The 18,991-nt window shown below is 64.5% G+C and carries 19 protein-coding genes; 4 read left to right on the forward strand and 15 right to left on the reverse strand.

The genetic code is table 11. The annotated features are described in order from the left end of the window. The first annotated feature begins 16 nt into the window (after positions 1–16). From DACI_RS26060 to DACI_RS26075, 4 genes are all read left to right on the forward strand, one after another. Positions 17–1,084 carry a PLP-dependent cysteine synthase family protein gene (locus DACI_RS26060; RefSeq protein WP_012206955.1) on the forward strand — a complete coding sequence of 356 codons (1,068 nt, stop codon included), beginning with the start codon at positions 17–19 and terminating at the stop codon, positions 1,082–1,084. A 3-nt stretch (positions 1,085–1,087) separates the two neighbouring features. Then, positions 1,088–2,212 (forward strand): lipocalin-like domain-containing protein, encoded by a 1,125-nt coding sequence (locus DACI_RS26065; RefSeq protein ID WP_012206956.1) that lies wholly within the window; start codon positions 1,088–1,090, stop codon positions 2,210–2,212. Positions 2,213–2,282: 70 nt separating this feature from the next. Continuing rightward, positions 2,283–2,516, forward strand: a complete 234-nt coding sequence (locus DACI_RS26070) for a type II toxin-antitoxin system ParD family antitoxin (protein WP_012206957.1) — start codon at positions 2,283–2,285, stop codon at positions 2,514–2,516. Next, a complete protein-coding gene (locus DACI_RS26075; protein WP_012206958.1) occupies positions 2,513–2,842 on the forward strand; it encodes a type II toxin-antitoxin system RelE/ParE family toxin in 330 nt (109 codons plus the stop codon). The genes DACI_RS26070 and DACI_RS26075 overlap by 4 nt, the downstream gene beginning before the upstream one ends. Positions 2,843–2,914: 72 nt before the next feature. Here DACI_RS26075 and DACI_RS26080 read toward each other — a convergent pair whose 3' ends face one another. From DACI_RS26080 to nuoG, 15 genes are all read right to left on the reverse strand, one after another. Beyond that, entirely contained in the window at positions 2,915–3,913 is a 999-nt protein-coding gene (locus DACI_RS26080; RefSeq protein WP_012206959.1) for a branched-chain amino acid ABC transporter permease, read from the reverse strand. 27 nt (positions 3,914–3,940) lie between these two features. Next, positions 3,941–4,825, reverse strand: coding sequence for a branched-chain amino acid ABC transporter permease (locus DACI_RS26085; RefSeq protein WP_012206960.1), 885 nt, complete (start codon positions 4,823–4,825; stop codon positions 3,941–3,943). 57 nt (positions 4,826–4,882) lie between these two features. Continuing rightward, positions 4,883–6,079: an ABC transporter substrate-binding protein gene (locus tag DACI_RS26090; protein WP_012206961.1), complete on the reverse strand. Its 1,197-nt coding sequence runs from the start codon at positions 6,077–6,079 to the stop codon at positions 4,883–4,885. A gap of 99 nt (positions 6,080–6,178) precedes the next feature. Then, a complete protein-coding gene (locus tag DACI_RS26095; protein ID WP_012206962.1) occupies positions 6,179–6,889 on the reverse strand; it encodes an ABC transporter ATP-binding protein in 711 nt (236 codons plus the stop codon). Between the two features lies 1 nt (position 6,890). Next, a complete protein-coding gene (locus DACI_RS26100; RefSeq protein ID WP_012206963.1) occupies positions 6,891–7,661 on the reverse strand; it encodes an ABC transporter ATP-binding protein in 771 nt (256 codons plus the stop codon). A gap of 613 nt (positions 7,662–8,274) precedes the next feature. Continuing rightward, complete coding sequence (locus DACI_RS26105; RefSeq protein WP_012206964.1) at positions 8,275–8,784, reverse strand: DUF1178 family protein; 510 nt, start codon at positions 8,782–8,784, stop codon at positions 8,275–8,277. Between the two features lie 38 nt (positions 8,785–8,822). Continuing rightward, complete coding sequence (locus tag DACI_RS26110) at positions 8,823–9,128, reverse strand: DUF2818 family protein (protein ID WP_012206965.1); 306 nt, start codon at positions 9,126–9,128, stop codon at positions 8,823–8,825. A 55-nt stretch (positions 9,129–9,183) separates the two neighbouring features. Continuing rightward, positions 9,184–10,677 carry an NADH-quinone oxidoreductase subunit NuoN gene (gene nuoN / locus DACI_RS26115; RefSeq protein WP_012206966.1) on the reverse strand — a complete coding sequence of 498 codons (1,494 nt, stop codon included), beginning with the start codon at positions 10,675–10,677 and terminating at the stop codon, positions 9,184–9,186. A gap of 24 nt (positions 10,678–10,701) precedes the next feature. Further along, a complete protein-coding gene (locus DACI_RS26120; RefSeq protein WP_012206967.1) occupies positions 10,702–12,177 on the reverse strand; it encodes an NADH-quinone oxidoreductase subunit M in 1,476 nt (491 codons plus the stop codon). Between the two features lie 16 nt (positions 12,178–12,193). Further along, positions 12,194–14,233 (reverse strand): NADH-quinone oxidoreductase subunit L, encoded by a 2,040-nt coding sequence (nuoL, locus tag DACI_RS26125; protein WP_012206968.1) that lies wholly within the window; start codon positions 14,231–14,233, stop codon positions 12,194–12,196. 29 nt (positions 14,234–14,262) lie between these two features. Then, positions 14,263–14,571, reverse strand: coding sequence for an NADH-quinone oxidoreductase subunit NuoK (nuoK, locus tag DACI_RS26130; RefSeq protein WP_012206969.1), 309 nt, complete (start codon positions 14,569–14,571; stop codon positions 14,263–14,265). Continuing rightward, positions 14,568–15,236 carry an NADH-quinone oxidoreductase subunit J gene (locus tag DACI_RS26135; RefSeq protein WP_012206970.1) on the reverse strand — a complete coding sequence of 223 codons (669 nt, stop codon included), beginning with the start codon at positions 15,234–15,236 and terminating at the stop codon, positions 14,568–14,570. Before DACI_RS26135 ends, nuoK begins: the two co-directional genes overlap by 4 nt. 34 nt (positions 15,237–15,270) lie before the next feature. Then, positions 15,271–15,780, reverse strand: a complete 510-nt coding sequence (gene nuoI / locus DACI_RS26140; protein ID WP_012206971.1) for an NADH-quinone oxidoreductase subunit NuoI — start codon at positions 15,778–15,780, stop codon at positions 15,271–15,273. Between the two features lie 11 nt (positions 15,781–15,791). Next, the gene (gene nuoH, locus DACI_RS26145; protein WP_012206972.1) at positions 15,792–16,868 is read right to left on the reverse strand and encodes an NADH-quinone oxidoreductase subunit NuoH; all 1,077 of its coding nucleotides are present in this window, start codon (positions 16,866–16,868) and stop codon (positions 15,792–15,794) included. Beyond that, on the reverse strand, positions 16,865–18,988 hold the full coding sequence (gene nuoG / locus DACI_RS26150) for an NADH-quinone oxidoreductase subunit NuoG (RefSeq protein ID WP_012206973.1): 2,124 nt from the start codon (positions 18,986–18,988) through the stop codon (positions 16,865–16,867). Before nuoG ends, nuoH begins: the two co-directional genes overlap by 4 nt. Positions 18,989–18,991: the final 3 nt, after the last annotated feature.

Raw genomic sequence — 18,991 nt, forward strand, 5'->3', positions numbered from 1 at the left:
GAGGCAGCCTGCGACAATGGCCGCCATGCCGCACACCACCTCTTCCTGGCTGCACGAGGCCATCAACCGCATCGAGGCCGATTACCAGCGCAGTGCCGACACGCACCTGATCCCGCTGCCCCTGCCCGGCTTTGCCGACCTGGGGATCGACCTCTACCTCAAGGACGAATCCACCCACCCCACGGGCAGCCTCAAGCACCGGCTGGCGCGCTCGCTGTTTCTCTATGCGCTGTGCAATGGCTGGGTGCATGAGGGCTCGACCATCGTCGAGGCATCGAGCGGCTCCACGGCCGTGAGCGAGGCGTATTTCGCGCGCCTGCTGGGCCTGCCCTTCGTGGCCGTGATGCCGCGTAGCACCTCGGCCGAGAAGATTGCGCTGATCGAGTTCTACGGCGGCCGCTGCCATCTCGTGGACAGCGCAGGCCAGGTCTACGACGAGGCACGCGCCGTGGCCGCGCAGACCGGCGGCCACTACATGGACCAGTTCACCTATGCCGAGCGCGCCACCGACTGGCGTGGCAACAACAATATTGCGGAGAGCATGTTCACCCAGATGCGGCGCGAGCGCCATGCCGTGCCGCGCTGGATCGTGGTGGGGGCGGGCACGGGCGGCACCAGCGCCACCATTGGCCGCTACGTGCGTTTCCAGCGCCATGCCACGGGCATCTGCGTGGCCGACCCCGAGGGCTCGGTGTTCGCCGCCTACCACCGCACGGGCGACGCCACCCTCACCGCGCCGGGCTCGCGCATCGAGGGCATAGGCCGCCCGCGCGTGGAGCCCAGCTTTGTGCGCACCCTGGTGGACCGCATGGAGGAGGTGGCGGACTGCGATTCCCTGGCCGCCATGCGCAGCCTGTCCGCACTGCTGGGCCGGCGCGTGGGGCCGTCCACGGGCACCAACTACGTGGCCATGCTCAGGCTGGCCAGCGAGATGCGCCAGCGCGGCGAGCAGGGCTCCATCCTCTCGCTGCTGTGCGATGCGGGCGAGCGCTACCTGCCCACCTACCATGATGCGGACTGGGTGATGCAGCGCATCGGCGACTGCGGGCCGGCCCAGGCGCGCATCGCGCAGTTGCAAAGCTGATCCATGATGCCCCTGCCCCGCCGCCATCTGCTGGGCCTGGCTGCAGGCCTGGGCCTGGGGGCGGCAGGGCTGCCCGCCCAGGCACTGCCGCCACGCACGCTGGTCTTCCCGCGCGACCACGGCAGCCACCCCGGTCTGCGCACCGAGTGGTGGTACATCACCGGCCAGGCACGCGCGGCGGGCCGGGCCTGGGGTTTCCAGATCACCTTCTTCCGCTCGCGCGTGCAGGCCACGCAGGAGCTGCGCTCGGCCTTTGCGGCGCGCCAGCTGCTGTTTGCCCATGCGGCGCTGTGCGATGTGCAGGGCGCCCGCCTGCACCACGACCAGCGCATCGCGCGCGCAGGCTTTGGCATTGCCCAGGCCAGCGAGACCGATGCCGACGTGCGGCTGCAGGACTGGTCGCTGCAGCGCACCGATGAAGGCACCGGTAACGGCGAGGCCGAACGCTACACCACCCGCATACGCAGCACCGCATTCGCACTGGACCTGCGCTTCGAAACCCGCGAGCACCCGCTGCTGCAGGGCCGCGCCGGCCTCTCGCGCAAGGGGCCGGAACCCGAGCAGGCCAGCTACTACTACAGCCGCCCGCAACTGCAGGTGAGCGGCACGCTGGAGCTGGCAGGCCAGCGCATGGAGATCGAAGCCGCGCGCGAACCCGGTGACAACCGCGCCTGGCTGGACCATGAATGGAGCCAGGCCCTGATGCACCCCGAGGCCGTGGGATGGGACTGGATAGGCATGAACCTGTTCGACGGCGGTGCGCTCACGGCCTTTCGCGTGCGACGGGCGGATGGCAGCGCGCTGTGGACCGGAGGCTCGCTGCGCGGCGCCGATGGCAAGGTACAGATCTTCGCCCACGATGCCGTGCAGTTCGCACCACGGCGCCACTGGAGCAGCCCCGCCAGCGGCGCGCGCTACCCCGTGCAATGGCAGGTGGACACGCCCGCTGGCCGCTTCACCGTGAACGCCCTGGTCGATGATCAGGAGCTGGACAGCAGCGCCTCCACCGGCGCCATCTACTGGGAGGGCCTGTGCAGCCTCCAAAAGCCCACCGGCCCAGGCCAGGAGGCACGAGCCGGTCAGGGATACCTGGAGATGACGGGCTACGCCCGGCCGCTGCAGCTATGAAAACCTCTTCAAACTGCAGTGACTGAATGGGAATCTTGCCAAATTTTGCCAAGCAACCCACACTGGCGCCATGAGCACCATGAACATTTCCCTGCCTGACACCCTCAAGTCATTTGTGGATGAGCAGGTCAGCCAGCGCGGCTACGGCACAAGCAGCGAGTATGTCCGCGAGCTGATCCGCAGGGATCAGGAGCGCCTGCAACTGCGCAACCTGCTGTTGGCTGGAGCGGGTTCGGCGCCGGCTGCCGCGGTGGATGCGGGCTATTTCGATGGACTGCGTGAGCGGGCAAAGGCCAGGAGGTGAAGGCCAAGGCCATCGTCCCCCGCGAGCAGGCCAACCGGGACGTCGAAGAGATACTTGCCTGGTACCTGGGCGAGGAGGCAGCAAACGCAGCCCTGGGCTTCATCGACGCGCTGGAGAAGGCCTACGCACACATAGGCCGCCACCCCGCCACAGGCTCGCTGCGCTATGCCCATGAACTCCATCTGCCCGGCCTGCGCGCCTGGCCGCTGACGCGCTACCCGTACATGGTGTTCTATGTGGAGCACGCCCATCACGTCGATGTATGGCGTGTGCTGCACGGCCAGCGGGACCTGCCGGCATGGATGCAGGAACCCGACAACGGATAAGGGCAGGCCACCAGGATCAGATGCGGTCCTGGTGGCCTGCCCTTCCCGCCGCTCGGTGCGGTCTTCAGGATCTCAAGGAGTACGCTTTTTCTGCAGCCAGGCGATCAGCTCGCCCATGATGCCCTTGCGGAACAGCAGCACGCAGACCACGAAGATCAGGCCGGTGACGATGGTCACCGACTCGCCCAGCGTGGAGAACCACTCCACGCCCGTGAGGCGCTGCAGGAAGCTGCCGAACTCGCCGATCTTGTTCTCCAGCATGACCACCACGGCCGAGCCCAGGATGGGTCCGGACAGCGTGCCCAGGCCGCCCATCAGCGTCATCAGGATCACGTGGCCGGAGGTGGTCCAGTGCACATCCGACAGCGTGGCAAAGCCCAGCACCACGGTCTTGAGCGAACCGGCCAGGCCCGTGAGCGCGGCCGAGATCACGAAGGCCAGCAGCTTGAAGCGCGCCACGTCATAGCCCAGCGAGGTCGCACGCGGCTCGTTCTCCTTGATGGCCTTGAGCACCTGGCCGAAGGGCGAGTGGATGGTGCGCACGATCAGCAGGAAGGCCAGGACCACGATGACCAGTGTGACGTAGTACATGGTCAGGTCGCTGGTCAGGTCGATGAGGCCGAACAGCTTGCCGCGCGGTACGCCCTGCAGTCCGTCCTCGCCGCCCGTGAAGGGCGCCTGCAGGCAGACGAAGAACAGCATCTGGGCCAGCGCCAGCGTGATCATCGAGAAATAAATGCCCTGGCGGCGGATGGCCAGCCAGCCGAAGATCAGCCCCAGCAGCGCGCCGCCGGCCGTGCCGGCCAGCATGGCCAGCTCGGGCGTGAAGCCCCAGCCCTTGATGGCGTAGCCCGTCACATAGGCCGCGCCGCCCAGGAAGGCCGCGTGGCCGAAGGACAGCAGGCCCGTGTAGCCCAGCAGCAGGTTGAAGGCCGAGGCGAACAGTGCGAAGCACATGAGCTTCATCACGAACACCGGGTAGGCACCCAGCATGGGCGCCGCCAGCAGGCCCAGCAGCAGCAGGCCATAGCCCCAGGGGGCGATGCGTTGAACGAGAGTCTTGGATTTCATGTGGTCGGCCCCTTGTCCTCGTTCTTGTTATTTCTCTTTGCCGAACAGGCCGGCGGGGCGGATGAGCAAAACGATGACCATGATGAAGAACACCACGGTGGACGAAGCCTCGGGCCAGAAGACCTTGGTCAGGCCCTCGATCACGCCCAGGCCCAGGCCGGTGAGGATGGAGCCCATGATGGAGCCCATGCCGCCGATCACCACCACGGCGAAGACCACGATGATGAGGTTCTGCCCCATCAGCGGCGTGACCTGGTAGACGGGCGCCGCCAGCACGCCGGCAAACGCCGCCAGCGCCGCGCCGAAGGCATAGGTCAGCGTGATCATCACGGGCACGTTGACGCCGAAGGCCTCGACCAGGCGCGGGTTCTCGGTGCCGGCCCGCAGGTAGGCGCCGATGCGCGTCTTCTCGATCATGAACCAGGTGGCCACGCAGACCACGATGGAGGCAAGCACCACCCAGGCGCGGTAGTTGGGCAGGATCATGAAGCCCAGGTTGGTCGCGCCTTCCAGCAGCTCGGGCGTGTCGTAGCCCAGGCCCGAGACGCCGTAGACCGAGCGGAACAGGCCCTCGATCAGCAGCGACAGGCCCAGGGTCAACAACAGGCCGTAGAGGTGGTCGAGCTTGTAGATCCAGCGCAATAAGAAGCGCTCGATCAGCACGCCCAGCAGGCCCACCAGCAACGGCGACAGCACCAGCATCACCCAGTAGTTGATGTTGAAGTAGCTCATGGCCATCCAGGTGACCATGGCGCCCAGCATGAACAACGCGCCGTGGGCGAAGTTGATCACGTTGAGCAGGCCGAAGATCACCGCCAGCCCCAGGCTGAGGATGGCGTAGAACGAGCCGTTGACCAGCCCCAGAAGGAGCTGGCTCATCAGGCCTGGCAGGGAAACACCAAAGATTTCCATGGGATGCAGCTGTCGTGGTTGGCCGGGTGGCGGTTGGGGGTCAGTGGCGGCGCAGCGTTACTTCCACAGCGCGCACTTGGTCTCGGCCTTGGTGGTCCAGACCTGGTCGGCGGGCAGCGTGGCCACGACCTTCAGGTAGTCCCAGGGCTTCTTGGACTCGGCGGGCTTCTTGACCTCGACCAGGTACATGTCATGGGCGAAGGTGCCATCGGGACGGATCGAGCCCTTGCCGTAGAAGTCGTCGATGGGCGTGCTCTTGAGGTACGCCATGACCTTGTCGGCATCCGTGGACTTCACGGCCTGCACGGCCTTGAGGTAGCTGGTCACGGCCGAGTAGTCGGCAGCCTGGATGGAGGTGGGCATGCGCTTGGTCTTGGCGAAGAAGCGCTCGCCGAACTTGCGCGTGGCATCGTTCTGGTCCCAGTACCAGCTGGTGGTGAACTGCATGCCTTCGGTGTTCTTCAGGCCCAGGCTGTGGATGTCGGTCAGGAACACCAGCAGGCCCACGGTCTTCATGCTCTTGTTGATGCCGAATTCCTTGGCGGCCTTGATGGCGTTGATGGTGTCGCCACCGGCGTTGGCCAGGCCCAGGATCTGGGCCTTGGAGGCCTGCGCCTGCAGCAGGAAGGAGGAGAAGTCCGAGGCATTGAGCGGGTGCTTGACGCCGCCCACCACCTTGCCGCCCTTGGCCTTGATCACGGCCGTGGTGTCGTTCTCCAGCGCGTGGCCGAAGGCGTAGTCGGCCGTCAGGAAGAACCAGTCCTTGCCGCCGCGCTCGACCACGGCCGTACCCGTGCCCTTGGCCAGGGCAACGGTGTCATAGGCGTAGTGCACGGTGTAGGCGTTGCACTGCTCGTTGGTCAGTGCCGAGGAACCCGCGCCGCTGTTGAAGTGCACACGCTTTTTCTCATTGGCCACCTGCGACACCGCCAGGGCCGTGCCGGAGTTGGTGCCGCTGAACACCAGCGAGATACCTTGCGTGTCCACCCACTCGCGCACCTTGGAGGCGGCGATGTCGGCCTTGTTCTGGTGGTCGGCGCTCAGCAGCTCGATGGGCTGGCCCAGCACCTTGCCGCCGAAGTCATCGATGGCCATCTGCATGGCGGTGACGGCGTTCTTGCCTTCCACGTCCGCATACAGGCTGGACATGTCGGTCACGAAGCCGATCTTCACCTTCTCCTGTGCCATGGCAAGCGGGCTGGCCAGGCCGGCCGCAGCCAGCATGCACGACAGTGCGGTCAGTTTTGCTTTCATTGGTGTCTCCTTCGCGTTGATGTCTTGGGTTTTTGTCACAGGGCCATGGCAGGAATGCAGCCGGCGAGCCCCAGGCGCCGGCCACGATGGATATCCGGGTCAGACTCCGAGCAGCTCGTTGAGCACGGGCATCTTGGCCTGCAGCTCGGACGCGCCGAAACGCTCGACCACATGGCCGTGCTCAACCACGTAGAAGCGGTCGGCCAGCGGCGCCGCGAAGTGGAAGTTCTGCTCCACCATCACCACGGTGTAGCCCTTGGTGCGCAGCATGGTGATCATGCGGGCCAGCGCCTGCACGATGACGGGTGCCAGGCCTTCCGAGATTTCGTCGAGCAGCAGCAGCCGCGCGCCCGTGCGCAGGATGCGCGCCACCGCAAGCATCTGCTGCTCGCCGCCCGACAGGCGCGTGCCCTGACTGTGGCGGCGCTCGGCCAGGTTGGGGAACATGGCGTAGATCTCATCCACGCTCATGCCCGGCTGGCCGGTCTTGAGCGGCGGCGGCAGCATCAGGTTCTCTTCGCACGAGAGGCTGGAGAAGATGCCGCGCTCTTCAGGGCAGTAGCCCACGCCCAGGTGGGCAATGCGGTGCGTGGGCAGGTGGATGGCCTCCACGCCGTTGATCCGGATGGAGCCCTTGCGCGCGCCCGTCAGACCCATGATGGCGCGCAGCGTGGACGTGCGGCCCGCGCCGTTGCGCCCCAGCAGCGTGACCACCTCACCGGGCTGGACCACCAGGTCCATGCCGTGCAGCACATGGGATTCGCCGTACCAGGCCTGCAGGCCCTTGATTTCCAATGCCGGTGCAGTCATCTCAATGCGCTCCCTGCAACTGGCCGTCGGTGGTGCCCATATACGCTTCCATCACTTGCGGGTTGCGCGAAACTTCCTCGTACGGTCCCTCGGCCAGCACGGCGCCGCGCTGCAGCACCGTGATGCGGTCGGCAATGGTGGAGATCACCTTCATGTTGTGCTCCACCATGAGAATCGTGCGGCCGGCCGAGACCTTCTTGATCAGCTGGGTCACGCGGTCCACGTCTTCGTGGCCCATGCCCTGCGTGGGTTCGTCCAGCAGCATCAGCTCGGGCTCCATGGCCAGCGTGGTGGCAATCTCCAGCGCACGCTTGCGGCCATAGGGCAGGTTGACCGTGACCTCGTCGGCCAGGTCCTGCAGGCCCACTTCGGCCAGCAACTGCATGGCGCGGTCATCGAGCTGCGACAGGCTCTTCTCGCTGCGCCAGAAATGGAACTCCGTGCCCAGCTTGCGCTGCAGGCCGATGCGCACGTTCTCCAGCAGCGTGCAATGCGGGAACACGGCCGAGATCTGGAAGGACCGGATCACGCCACGGCGCGCAATCTGCGCCGGTGCTTCCCGCGTGATGTCCTCGCCATTGAAACGGATGGTGCCGGAGGTGGGCTCCAGGAACTTGGTCAGCAGATTGAAGCAGGTGGTCTTGCCTGCGCCATTGGGGCCGATCAAGGCATGGATGGAGCCACGGCGTACCGAAAGGTCCACCTTGCTCACCGCCGTAAATCCCTTGAACTCTTTGGTCAGGTTCCGGGTTTCGAGAATAACGTCGCTCATGTGCGCTTCGCCTGCTCCGTTGATGCTGCCAGCCGCCAACGCGTCACCAGAGGCTCTGGTGGGCGTTGTGCAGGGTCGGACGCATCGTAGGCTTGCCGACGTTGTGCACCGCAGCGGGAAAACGCCTACGTAGGTGCTCCTAAGCACAGGCCCTGCCCCGCACCGCAGCATGGCGCATCAAGCCTGGTCGTCGCAAACAGCAGAAGCAACCACTCACACTTGAAATAATCAAGCACACATGGGGCTGTAAGGTGCCGCGGCGACGGGCAGGGCCTAGGGTTCTCCAGCATCTCGGCCCGGCGCGGCCCGCACGGAACGCCAGAGCGCTTCCAAAGCGATAGCAAACTACCCTTTTTGCGACTTACAGGGCAGCGGCCAATGTCCGCTGCCTTACGGGAAACACCCAGGTCGGCAATCTCCCTGTGGCCTGCTCAGTCACTATGCGAAAAGCCGCGGATATGCTTGAGTTTGTCGCCTCCTCAATTAAAGGGCGACAAAGTCAGCTTTAGCGCTACTCAATCAATAGCAACAAGCAAAGGCCTGGCCTGGAAATTGCCGATCCATTGCAATGGGTGCAATTGTCGTCACCAAGACAGCATGTGCCAGTCGCCACTTACTGCAGCGTTTCCTTGCTGCCTTCGGGCAAGGCCAATGGAAGGACGGCAATGCCTTCATCCAGCAATTGCATGGCCTGCTCGGGGCTGGCCTTGCCGCGGATGGCACGCTCGTCCGTCTCGCCGTAGTGCATGCGGCGGGCTTCATCGACAAAACGCTCGCCCACGTCCTCGGTCTGCTGCGCCACCTGGCGCGACCATTTCAGCCAGGCGGCCTGCATGGCCTGCAGCTGCTCGCGCGCCTGGGGCGGCATGGACGGTGAGGGAACGGCTGCCGCACTGGCAGCCGAGGCGGCTGCAGCAGGCTCAGCCGCCGCAGTCGGGGGCGTGGCTGCTGGCTTGGCGCCAAGATTGATGCGGGGGGCGCTCAGTCGCTTGGTGATGTCGCTGTGGCCGCAGACGGGGCACAGCACCAGCTGGCGCTGCAGCTGGCCCTGGAAATCATCTTCCGAGGCGAACCAGCCCTCGAACAGATGGCCGTGCGGGCAATGCAGGTCGAGCACTTTCATCACGCACCCCCACCCATGAGACAACCGGCACCGCAGCCTCAGCCGCGGCGGTGAATCAGGAAACGATAGACGAAACCGGGGAAGGCCAGCGTCAGGAACAACGCTCCCGTGACGGCATAGAACTCCCAGCCCTGGGGCGCGATCTGCCCCACACGGCGCTCCAGCAGCAGCGCCACGCCGCCGACGATGAAGTACAGCAGCACCATCTCCAGCAGGCACATTGCCAGCGGCTTGCGCTGGGCGCGCAGCGGCCCCAGCTGAAGCCAGCGGGCGTTGAAGAAAGGCAAATTGGCTGCCACAAGGGCAGCCAATATCACGAGCCAGATCGAAGCGGTTTGCGACAAGCCGATGTCCTCACCGCGAAGCCCTGCGTGCAGGGCCCCGCATCGGGAAAGTGGATCAGGAAGCCAGGGCGCGCACGACGGCGTCGGCGCACAGGGCCATCAGGCCACCCGGCAGAAGGCCCAGCCCCAGCACCAGGGCGCCGTTGAGGGTCAGCACCACGCGCACGTCCAGCGAAGCGGAAACGCTGGTGGCGGTGATGGGTTCGTCAAAGTACATGACCTTGACGACGCGCAGGTAGTAGAAGGCGCCGATCAGCGACATGACCACGGCAAACACGGCCAGCGCGATGTACAGGCTGTGGCCCGATGCCACGAGCGCCTGCAGCACCGACAGCTTGGCGTAGAAGCCCACCAGGGGAGGGATACCGGCCATGGAGAACAGGCAGATCGCCATCACGCCGGCATACAGCGGGCTGCGCTGGTTGAGGCCGGCAAAGTCGGCGACCTCTTCGCTCTCGAAGCCTTCGCGGGCCAGCAGCTGGATCACGCCGAAGGCGGCCAGCGTGGTCAGCACGTAGGTCACCACGTAGAACATGGCCGAGCTGTAGGCGTTCTCGATGGTGGCCGGATCGACCTTGCCATCCACCACACCCGACATCAGGCCCAGCAGCACGAAGCCCATCTGCGAGATGGTCGAGTAGGCCAGCATGCGCTTGAGGTTGGTCTGCTGCAGGCCGGCCAGGTTGCCCACCAGCAGCGAGGCGATGGCAAGCACCGCCAGCATCTGCTGCCAGTCGATGGCCAGCGGCAGCAGGCCGTCCACCAGCAGGCGGATGACGATGGCGAAGGCGGCCAGCTTGGGCGCGCCACCGATCATGGTGGTGATGGCCGTGGGAGCGCCCTGGTAGACGTCGGGCACCCACATGTGGAAGGGAACCACGCCCAGCTTGAAGGCCAGGCCGGAGACCACGAAGACCAGGCCGAACACCAGCACCTGGTGCTTGATCTCGCCCGAGTTGATGGCCTTGAAGACCTGGCCGATGTCCAGCGAGCCGGTCGCACCGTAGAGCATGGACATGCCGTACAGCAGGAAGCCGCTGGCCATGGCGCCGAGCACGAAGTACTTCATCGCGGCCTCGACCGACGCCGTGTGGTCGCGGCGCAGGGCCACCAGGGCGTAGCTGGACAGCGTCAGCAGCTCCAGGCCCAGGTAGATGACCAGGAAGTTGTTGCCCGAGATCATGATGAACATGCCCAGCAGCGCGAGCATGGCCAGCGTGAACAGCTCGCCGCCGCGCAGCATGTCGCGGTCGGCGGCGTAGGGGCGGCCATAGACCAGGGTGACCATCATGGCCACGGTGGCGAAGCACTTGAGCCAGTTGCCCATGGCGTCGGAGACAACCATGTTGCCCCAGCCATAGAAGGTGTTGCCACTGGAGGCGTACATGCCTTGCAGCACGGCCACCACGCCCAGGGTCAGCAGCGTCAGAACATAGGTGCCCGTGCGGCGCGGGCTTTTGACGCCCAGGTCCACCAGGGCGATCACGCAGGCCATGACCAGGAGAAGGATCTCCGGATAGATGGCCAGCCAGCTGATGTTGTCAATCATCTCGATTCTCTCGTTTCAGTCTGGTCACTGCAGCTTGCTCATGGCCACATGCTTGAGCAGCTCGGCCACGGACACATCCATCACGTCAGTGAAGGGCTTGGGATACAGACCCATGTACAGCACGGCGATGGCCAGCAGACCCAGCACCAGGAACTCGCGGTTGCCGATGTCGGTCAGGCCGCGCACATTGTCGTTGGTGACCGGACCCAGGTAGACGCGCTTGTACATCCACAGGGTGTAGGCGGCGCCGAAGATCAGCGCAGTGGCAGCGCCCAGGCCAATCCAGAAGTTGTACTGGACGGCACCCAGGATCACCATCCACTCGCCCACGAAGCCGGCCGTTGCGGGCAGGCCGCAGTTGGCCATGGCGAACAGCAGTGCGAAGGCCGCGAACTTGGGCATGGTGTTGACCACGCCGCCGTAGGAGGCGATTTCACGCGAGTGCACGCGGTCGTAGAGCACGCCGATGCACAGGAACATGGCGCCCGACACGAAGCCGTGGGCAATCATCTGCACGATGCCCCCGGCAACGCCCAGCGGGTTGAAGATGAAGAAGCCCAGGGTCACGAAGCCCATGTGGGCCACGGACGAGTAGGCCACCAGCTTCTTCATGTCCTTTTGCACCAGGGCGACCACGCCCACGTAGATCACGGCGACCAGCGACAGCGCGATGACCAGCCAGGCCCACTTGTGCGATGCATCAGGGGCGATGGGCATGGAAAAGCGCAGGAAACCGTAGGCACCGAGCTTCAGCATGATGGCGGCCAGCACGGCGGAGCCGCCGGTGGGCGCTTCCACGTGCACGTCGGGCAGCCAGGTGTGCACCGGCCACATCGGCACCTTCACGGCGAAGGCCGCGAAGAAGGCGAAGAAGATCAGCGTCTGGGCCGTCATGGACAGCGGCAGCTTGTGCCAGTCGAGGATCTCGAAGCTGCCACCGGACTGGGTGTACAGGTAGATGATCGCGATCAGGGTCAGCAGCGAACCCATCAGCGTGTACAGGAAGAACTTGAAGGCCGCGTAGATGCGGTTGGGGCCGCCCCAGATACCGATGATCAGGTACATCGGGATCAGCGTGGCTTCGAAGAACACGTAGAACAGCAGGCCGTCCAGTGCGCTGAACACGCCGACCATCAGGCCGGACAGGATCAGGAACGCGCCCATGTACTGGTTCACGCGCTCGGTGATGTTTTCCCACGACGCGATCACGACGATCACGGTGATGAAGGCCGTCAGCGGCACGAACCAGAACGAGATGCCATCCACGCCCAGGTGGTAGTAGATGTTGAAGCGCTCGATCCACAGCGCCTTCTCCACGAACTGCATCGCAGCCGTGCTGTTGTCGAACTGCTGGATCAGCGGCAGCGTGACCGCCAGGCCGGCCAGGGCGCCGACCAGGGCCAGCCAGCGCACTGCCTTGACCTGGTCCTCGCGGCCCAGGGCCAGCAGGAGGGCGCCGAATGCGATCGGCACCCAGATTGAAAGACTCAACCAATGCATTTTTGTTCTTCCTCTACTACTTGTTGAGCCACACGAAATACGTCATGAGAGCGAAAACGCCCAGCAGCATGACCAACGCGTAGTGATAGAGATAGCCCGACTGCAGCTTGCGCACCCACTGGCCGATGCGGCCGATGAGCTTCCACGAACCGTTGACGATGGCGCCATCGATGATGGCCTGGTCGCCGACCTTCCAGAAGAAGCTGCCGAAGGCGCGAGCACCACGGGCGAAGATGTTTTCGTAGACCCAGTCCACGCCGTACTTGCCTTCCAGTGCCTGGTAGACACCGATCTTCTGCATGGCCGACTTGATGGCCGCAGGGACTTCGGGCTTGACCATGTAGAACAGGTAGGAGACGACGACGCCTGCCAGTGCCAGCCAGAACGGCGCGGCCGTGAAGCCGTGCAGTGCCATGGGCACCCAGCCGTGGATCTTCTCGGCCAGTTCGGCCATGGCGCCGTGCTTTGCGCCATCGACGTGGATCACGCCCTTGAAGAAGTCACCGAACAGCATGGGCATCAGCGCGATGGCACCGATCACCACCGAGGGGATGGCCAGCAGCATCAGCGGGCCGGTCACGACCAGGGGCGACTCGTGCGGCTTGGCATCGTGGCCATGGCCGTGGTGGTCGTCGTGACCGTGGTGGTCATCGTGGTGCGCGTCCGGGTTCTGGTCGTAGCGCTCCTTGCCGTGGAAGACGATGAAGTACAGGCGGAAGGAGTAGAAGGCCGTGATGAACACGCCGGCCAGCACCGCGAAGTTCGCGAAGCCTGCGCCCGGCAGGTTCGTGGCGTGCACGGCTTCGATGATGGCGTCCTTCGAGTAGAAGCCCGAGAAGAACGGCGTACCGATCAGGGCCAGGTTGCCCAGCAGGAAGGTGATCCAGGTGATGGGCATGTACTTGCGCACGCCGCCCATCCAGCGGATGTCCTGGTTGTGGTGCATGCCCATGATCACCGAGCCGGCGCCAAGGAACAGCAGGGCCTTGAAGAAGGCGTGGGTCATCAGGTGGAACACGGCCACCGAGTAGGCGGAGGCGCCCAGGGCCACGGTCATGTAGCCCAGCTGCGACAGCGTTGAGTACGCGATCACGCGCTTGATGTCGTTCTGGATGATGCCCAGCACGCCCATGAACAGCGCCGTGATGGAGCCGATCACCAGGATGAAGCTCAGTGCCGTGTCCGACAGCTCGTACAGCGGCGACATGCGCGAGACCATGAAGATGCCGGCCGTCACCATGGTGGCGGCGTGGATCAGTGCCGAGATGGGGGTCGGGCCTTCCATCGAATCGGGCAGCCAGGCGTGCAGCGGGAACTGTGCCGACTTGCCCATGGCGCCGATGAACAGGCAGATGGCCGTCACCGTCACCAGCAGCCAGCCGGTGCCCGGCAGCAGGGTGTTCTGGATCTCGGGCAGCTTGGCGAAGATTTCGCCGTAGTTCATGGTGCCGGTGTAGGCAGCGATCAGGCCGATGCCCAGGATGAAGCCGAAGTCACCCACACGGTTGACCAGGAAGGCCTTCATGTTGGCGAAGATGGCCGTGGGCTTGTTGTAGTAGAAGCCGATCAGCAGATAGGACACCAGGCCCACGGCTTCCCAGCCGAAGAACAGCTGCAGCAGGTTGTTGCTCATGACGAGCATCAACATGGAGAAGGTGAACAGCGAGATGTAGGAGAAGAAACGGTTGTAGCCGTCATCTTCCTGCATGTAGCCGATGGTGTAGATGTGCACCATCAGCGACACGAAGGTCACCACGCACATCATCATGGCCGTGATGCTGTCGATCAGGAAACCGACCTCCATCTTCAGGCCGCCGATTTCCATCCAGGTATAGATGGACTGGTCGAAACGCGCGCCGTCGAAGATCACGCTGTTGAACGTGATGGCCGACAGGATGAAGGCGATCAGCACGCCCGCGATGGTGAGGGTATGGCTGCCGCCGCGACCGATCTTGTTGCCGCCGAAGGCCGTGCCCCAGATGCCCGCGAGCACGGAGCCCGCCAGCGGTGCCAGCGGCACCGCCAGGAGCATGGATGCAGAGAGTGTTTGACTCATTCTTAAGAACCTTGCAAGTTACGGCGGACTCAACCCTTGAGGGAGTTGAGATCTTCCGCATTGATGCTGGTCTTGTTGCGGAACAGAAGCACCAGGATCGCCAGACCGATGGCCGACTCGGCGGCTGCCACTGTCAGGATGAAGAACACGAACACCTGGCCGTGCATGTCACCCAGATAGCTGGAGAACGCCACGAAGTTGGTGTTGACGGCCAGGAGCATCAGCTCGATGGCCATCAGCAGCACGATCAGGTTCTTGCGGTTCAGAAAAATGCCAACGACGGAGAGCGCGAACAGCATGGCGCCCAGCGTCAAATAATGGCCCAAAGTCAACGTCATGCTTTTGTCTCCACGGCGGGGGTTGCCTCGGCGGCCGGTGCCTGCGGCGCCTGGGTGACCGGCACCTTGACCAGCTCGAGGCGATCCTTTGCACGCACGCGGATCTGCTGGGCCGGGTTCACTGCCTTGCTGTCCTTGCGCTTGCGCAGGGTCAGGGCGATGGCGGCAATCATGGCCACCAGCAGGATCACGGCAGCGATCTCGACGGGGTACAGGTATTCGGTGTACAGCAGCTTGCCCAGGGCCTGGGTGTTGGAGTACTGCACGGTCTGGCCGGCAGCGTTGACCGTGGCCGCAATGGCCTTGGGCTCCTCGACGCCGCTGAAGCCGCCCATCAGCACCATGCCCATTTCAAAGGCAATCAGTGCGCCGATCAGGGCAGCGAAGGGGAAATGCTTCCAGAACCCCTGGCGCACGGCGTCGATGCGGATGTCCAGCATCATCACCACGAACAGGAACAGCACCATCACGGCGCCCAGGTAGACCAGCACCAGGGTCACGCCCAGGAACTCGGCCTTGAGCAGAAGCCAGATGCCGGCAGCCTGCGAGAAGGCCAGGATCAGGTTGAGCACGGCATGCACGGGGTTGCGCGCCGTGACGACCCGGAAGGCTGCAAACAGCAGCACGACCGAGAACAGATAGAAGAAACCAGTTTTGGCGTCCATGGATCGAATCTTTTCAAGTGATCAAGGAGCCGCTTCAGCGGTACTTGGCGTCCGCAGCCTTGGCGGCGGCAATCTCGGGTTCGTAGCGATCGCCAACGGCCAGCAGCATGTCCTTGGTGAAGTACAGGTCGCCGCGCTTTTCTCCGTGGTATTCGAAGATATGCGTCTCGACGATCGAGTCCACCGGGCAGCTTTCCTCGCAGAAGCCGCAGAAGATGCACTTGGTCAGGTCGATGTCGTAGCGCGTGGTGCGGCGCGAGCCGTCGTCACGCACATCGGACTCGATGGTGATGGCCATGGCCGGGCACACCGCCTCGCACAGCTTGCAGGCAATGCAGCGCTCTTCGCCGTTGTCATAACGGCGCAGGGCGTGCAGTCCGCGAAAACGCGGCGACAGGGGTGTCTTTTCCTCGGGGAACTGCACCGTGACCTTGCGGCGGAAGGTGTAGCGGCCAGTCAGGGCCATGCCCTTGGCCAGTTCCCAGAGCATGAAGCTCTTGAGGAAATCTTTGATCGAAAATGGGGTAGCAGCAACCGCAGACATTCTTGCTCCGCTCAGTTCCAGATGTTCCAAGGCGAGTGCATCCAGCCACCCACGACGACCAGCCACACCAGGGTGACGGGAATGAAGATCTTCCAGCCCAGACGCATGATCTGGTCATAGCGAAAGCGCGGGAAGGTGGCACGGATCCAGATGAACATGGACACGACCAGGAAAGTCTTCGCCGCCAGCCAGATCCATCCGGGGATGAACGACAGGAAGTCGAACGGAGGCAGCCAGCCGCCCAGGAACATCACCACGGCCAGGATGGACACCAGCCACATGCTGGCGTATTCGGCCAGGAAGAAGATGGCAAAGCCCATGCCCGAGTACTCGACCATGTGGCCGGCCACGATTTCGGCTTCGCCTTCGACCACGTCGAAGGGGTGGCGGTTGGTCTCGGCCACGGCCGAGATCAGGTAGACCACGAAGATCGGCAGCAGCGGCAGCCAGTTCCACGACAGGACGCTGGCACCCATGCTGGCGAATTGGCCCTGGCCCTGGCTCAGCACGATCTGCGTCAGATTCATGCTGCCCGTGACCATGATCACCACCAGGAAGCAGAAGCCCAGCGCGATTTCATAGCTGACCATCTGTGCCGAGGCGCGCAGCGCGCCCAGGAAGGCGTACTTGGAGTTGGAGGCCCAGCCCGCAATGATCACGCCATAGACTTCGATGGACGTGATGGCCATGATCAGCAGCAGGCCGGCATTGACGTTGGCCAGGGCCACGTCGGGACCGAAGGGGATCGCCACCCATGCCGCCAGGGCGGGCATGATGGCCATCACCGGGCCCACGTAGAACAGGCCCTTGGCAGCAGCCGTGGGCTGGATCAGTTCCTTGGTCAACAGCTTCAGGCCGTCGGCCAGAGGCTGCAGCAGACCGAAGGGACCCACGCGGTTGGGACCCATGCGAACCTGCATGAAGCCCAGCAGCTTGCGTTCCCACAGCGTCAGGTAGGCCACGGCGCCCATCAGCGGGGCGACGATGGCAACGATGCCCAGCAGGATCCAGAGCACGGGCCAGGCCACGTCGGTCCACCAGGGTGCGGCGATCAGGCCGGCACCGGCCGTCTTGAGTGCGTCAATCATGCGGCGCCTCCCTCACGAGCCTGACGTGCATCTGCCGTCAGTTGCAGCGATGTCGCGCGGCGCACGATGCTGTCGAGCTGATAAATGCTGGCCACCACGGGCGCGGCATGGCCGGCACCGTTGGCGATGGAATTCACGGCAGGCGCACCGTTGCCCAGCAGGTTGGCCGGCACGCTGGTGGCAGAGGCCGTGGCGGCTGCGAGCACGTCCTGCGACGTCTCGTAGTCCACGCCCTGCACGCCCAGCAGGTTGGCCAGCACGCGCAGCACCTTCCAGCCCGGACGGGCTTCGGCCAGCGGTTTGACCACGGCGTGGAAGCTCTGCAGGCGGCCTTCGGCGTTGACGAAGCTGCCCGAGGTTTCCGTGAACGGGGCGATGGGCAGCAGCACGTCGCTGAATTCCATGTTGGCCTTGAAGGGGCTCAGGGTCACGACCATCTCGGCCTTGCCCAGTGCCTCTGCGGCGCGGGCGCCGGCAGCGGAGTCGAACACGGGTTCGTTGTTCAGCAGCAGCACGGCCTTGAGGCCGCCGGCCAGCATCTGGCCTGCGTTCAGGCCCGAGGCGGCAGGCTGTGCGCCCACCCACTGTGCGCCCACCGTGTTGGCGGCTTCGGTCAGGTAGCCGACCGAGGCGCCGGTCTGCTCGGCAATCCAGTTGGCCAGAGACAGCAGGGTCGATGCCTGTGCGTGGTGCGCAGCGGCATTGCCCAGCAAGATGGCCTTGCGCTCGCCGCGCAGCAGCGCGGCGGCGATGGCCTGGGCCTCGGCATGCACGTCGGCGGCGGCCACGGGAGCGGCAACGCCCTTTTCCTGCGCCACGGCGGCGGCCACATCGGCCAGCGCCTGGGCCCAGTCCGGGGCGGCCACGATGGACGCCGTCACCGGCATGGCCCAGTCGTAGACACGCTCATTGATGGCGAGCACGGCGCAGCCCTGCTTGGCAGCCTGGCGGATGCGCTGCGCGAACAGCGGATGGTCCTTGCGCAGGTTGGAGCCCAGCACCAGGACGCCTTGCAGCTTGGACAGCGACGCGATGGGCGTGCCCAGCCACTGCACGCCCTGGGCGGCGGTGAACTCGGCATTGCGCAGGCGGTAGTCGATGTTCTCGCTGCCCAGGCCGCGCACCAGCTTGCCGGCCAGGTACAGCTCTTCCAGCGTGCTGTGCGGGCTGACCAGCGAACCGATGGCGGAGGCGCCATGGTCGTTCTTGATCTGGCGCAGGCCGTTGGCCACGTATTCGAGGGCGGTCTGCCAATCGACTTCCTTCCACTCGCCGCCTTGCTTGAGCATGGGGCGGGTCAGGCGCTCGTCGCTGTTCAAGGCCTCGTAGGAGAAGCGGTCGCGGTCGGCGATCCAGCACTCGTTGACCTCTTCGTTCTCGAAGGGCACGACGCGCAGAACCTTGTGGTTCTTGACCTGGACGATGAGGTTGGCACCCGTGGAATCATGGGGCGAGACCGACTTGCGGCGCGACAGCTCCCAGGTGCGGGCGCTGTAGCGGAAGGGCTTGCTGGTCAACGCGCCCACGGGGCAGATGTCGATCATGTTGCCCGACAGCTCGGAGTCCACCGTATCGCCCACCACCGTGGTGATCTCGGAGTGCTCGCCGCGGTTGATCATGCCCAGCTCCATCACGCCGGACACTTCCTGTCCGAAGCGCACGCAGCGGGTGCAGTGGATGCAACGGCTCATCTCCTGCATGGAGATCAGCGGGCCCACGTCCTTGTGGAAGACCACGCGCTTTTCTTCCTCGTAGCGCGAGGCGGAGCTGCCGTAGCCCACGGCCAGATCCTGCAGCTGGCATTCGCCGCCCTGGTCGCAGATCGGGCAGTCCAGCGGGTGATTGATGAGCAGGAACTCCATCACCGATTGCTGCGCCTTGATCGCCTTCTCGCTCTTGGTGCGCACGATCATGCCCTGCGTCACGGGCGTGGCGCAGGCGGGCATGGGCTTGGGGGCTTTTTCCACATCCACCAGGCACATGCGGCAGTTGGCGGCGATGGAAAGTTTCTTGTGATAGCAGAAATGCGGGATGTAGGTGCCTGCCTTCTCGGCTGCATGCATGACCATGCAGCCTTCGGCGACCTCCACCTTTTTTCCGTCCAGTTCAATTTCAACCATATG

It is taken from the genome of Delftia acidovorans SPH-1 (assembly GCF_000018665.1).
Classification (GTDB): Bacteria; Pseudomonadota; Gammaproteobacteria; order Burkholderiales; family Burkholderiaceae_C; genus Comamonas; species Comamonas acidovorans.

Excerpts from the sequence above, each read along its gene's own strand:
- DACI_RS26060 (WP_012206955.1), top strand. The coding sequence starts at position 17 with ATGGCCGCCATGCCGCACACCACCTCTTCCTGGCTGCACGAGGCCATC.
- DACI_RS26065 (WP_012206956.1), top strand. The coding sequence starts at position 1,088 with ATGATGCCCCTGCCCCGCCGCCATCTGCTGGGCCTGGCTGCAGGCCTG.
- DACI_RS26070 (WP_012206957.1), top strand. The coding sequence starts at position 2,283 with ATGAGCACCATGAACATTTCCCTGCCTGACACCCTCAAGTCATTTGTG.
- DACI_RS26080 (WP_012206959.1), bottom strand. The coding sequence starts at position 3,913 with ATGAAATCCAAGACTCTCGTTCAACGCATCGCCCCCTGGGGCTATGGC.
- DACI_RS26085 (WP_012206960.1), bottom strand. The coding sequence starts at position 4,825 with ATGGAAATCTTTGGTGTTTCCCTGCCAGGCCTGATGAGCCAGCTCCTT.
- DACI_RS26090 (WP_012206961.1), bottom strand. The coding sequence starts at position 6,079 with ATGAAAGCAAAACTGACCGCACTGTCGTGCATGCTGGCTGCGGCCGGC.
- DACI_RS26095 (WP_012206962.1), bottom strand. The coding sequence starts at position 6,889 with ATGACTGCACCGGCATTGGAAATCAAGGGCCTGCAGGCCTGGTACGGC.
- DACI_RS26100 (WP_012206963.1), bottom strand. The coding sequence starts at position 7,661 with ATGAGCGACGTTATTCTCGAAACCCGGAACCTGACCAAAGAGTTCAAG.
- DACI_RS26105 (WP_012206964.1), bottom strand. The coding sequence starts at position 8,784 with ATGAAAGTGCTCGACCTGCATTGCCCGCACGGCCATCTGTTCGAGGGC.
- nuoN (WP_012206966.1), bottom strand. The coding sequence starts at position 10,677 with ATGATTGACAACATCAGCTGGCTGGCCATCTATCCGGAGATCCTTCTC.
- DACI_RS26120 (WP_012206967.1), bottom strand. The coding sequence starts at position 12,177 with ATGCATTGGTTGAGTCTTTCAATCTGGGTGCCGATCGCATTCGGCGCC.
- nuoL (WP_012206968.1), bottom strand. The coding sequence starts at position 14,233 with ATGAGTCAAACACTCTCTGCATCCATGCTCCTGGCGGTGCCGCTGGCA.
- nuoK (WP_012206969.1), bottom strand. The coding sequence starts at position 14,571 with ATGACGTTGACTTTGGGCCATTATTTGACGCTGGGCGCCATGCTGTTC.
- DACI_RS26135 (WP_012206970.1), bottom strand. The coding sequence starts at position 15,236 with ATGGACGCCAAAACTGGTTTCTTCTATCTGTTCTCGGTCGTGCTGCTG.
- nuoI (WP_012206971.1), bottom strand. The coding sequence starts at position 15,780 with ATGTCTGCGGTTGCTGCTACCCCATTTTCGATCAAAGATTTCCTCAAG.
- nuoH (WP_012206972.1), bottom strand. The coding sequence starts at position 16,868 with ATGATTGACGCACTCAAGACGGCCGGTGCCGGCCTGATCGCCGCACCC.
- nuoG (WP_012206973.1), bottom strand. The coding sequence starts at position 18,988 with ATGGTTGAAATTGAACTGGACGGAAAAAAGGTGGAGGTCGCCGAAGGC.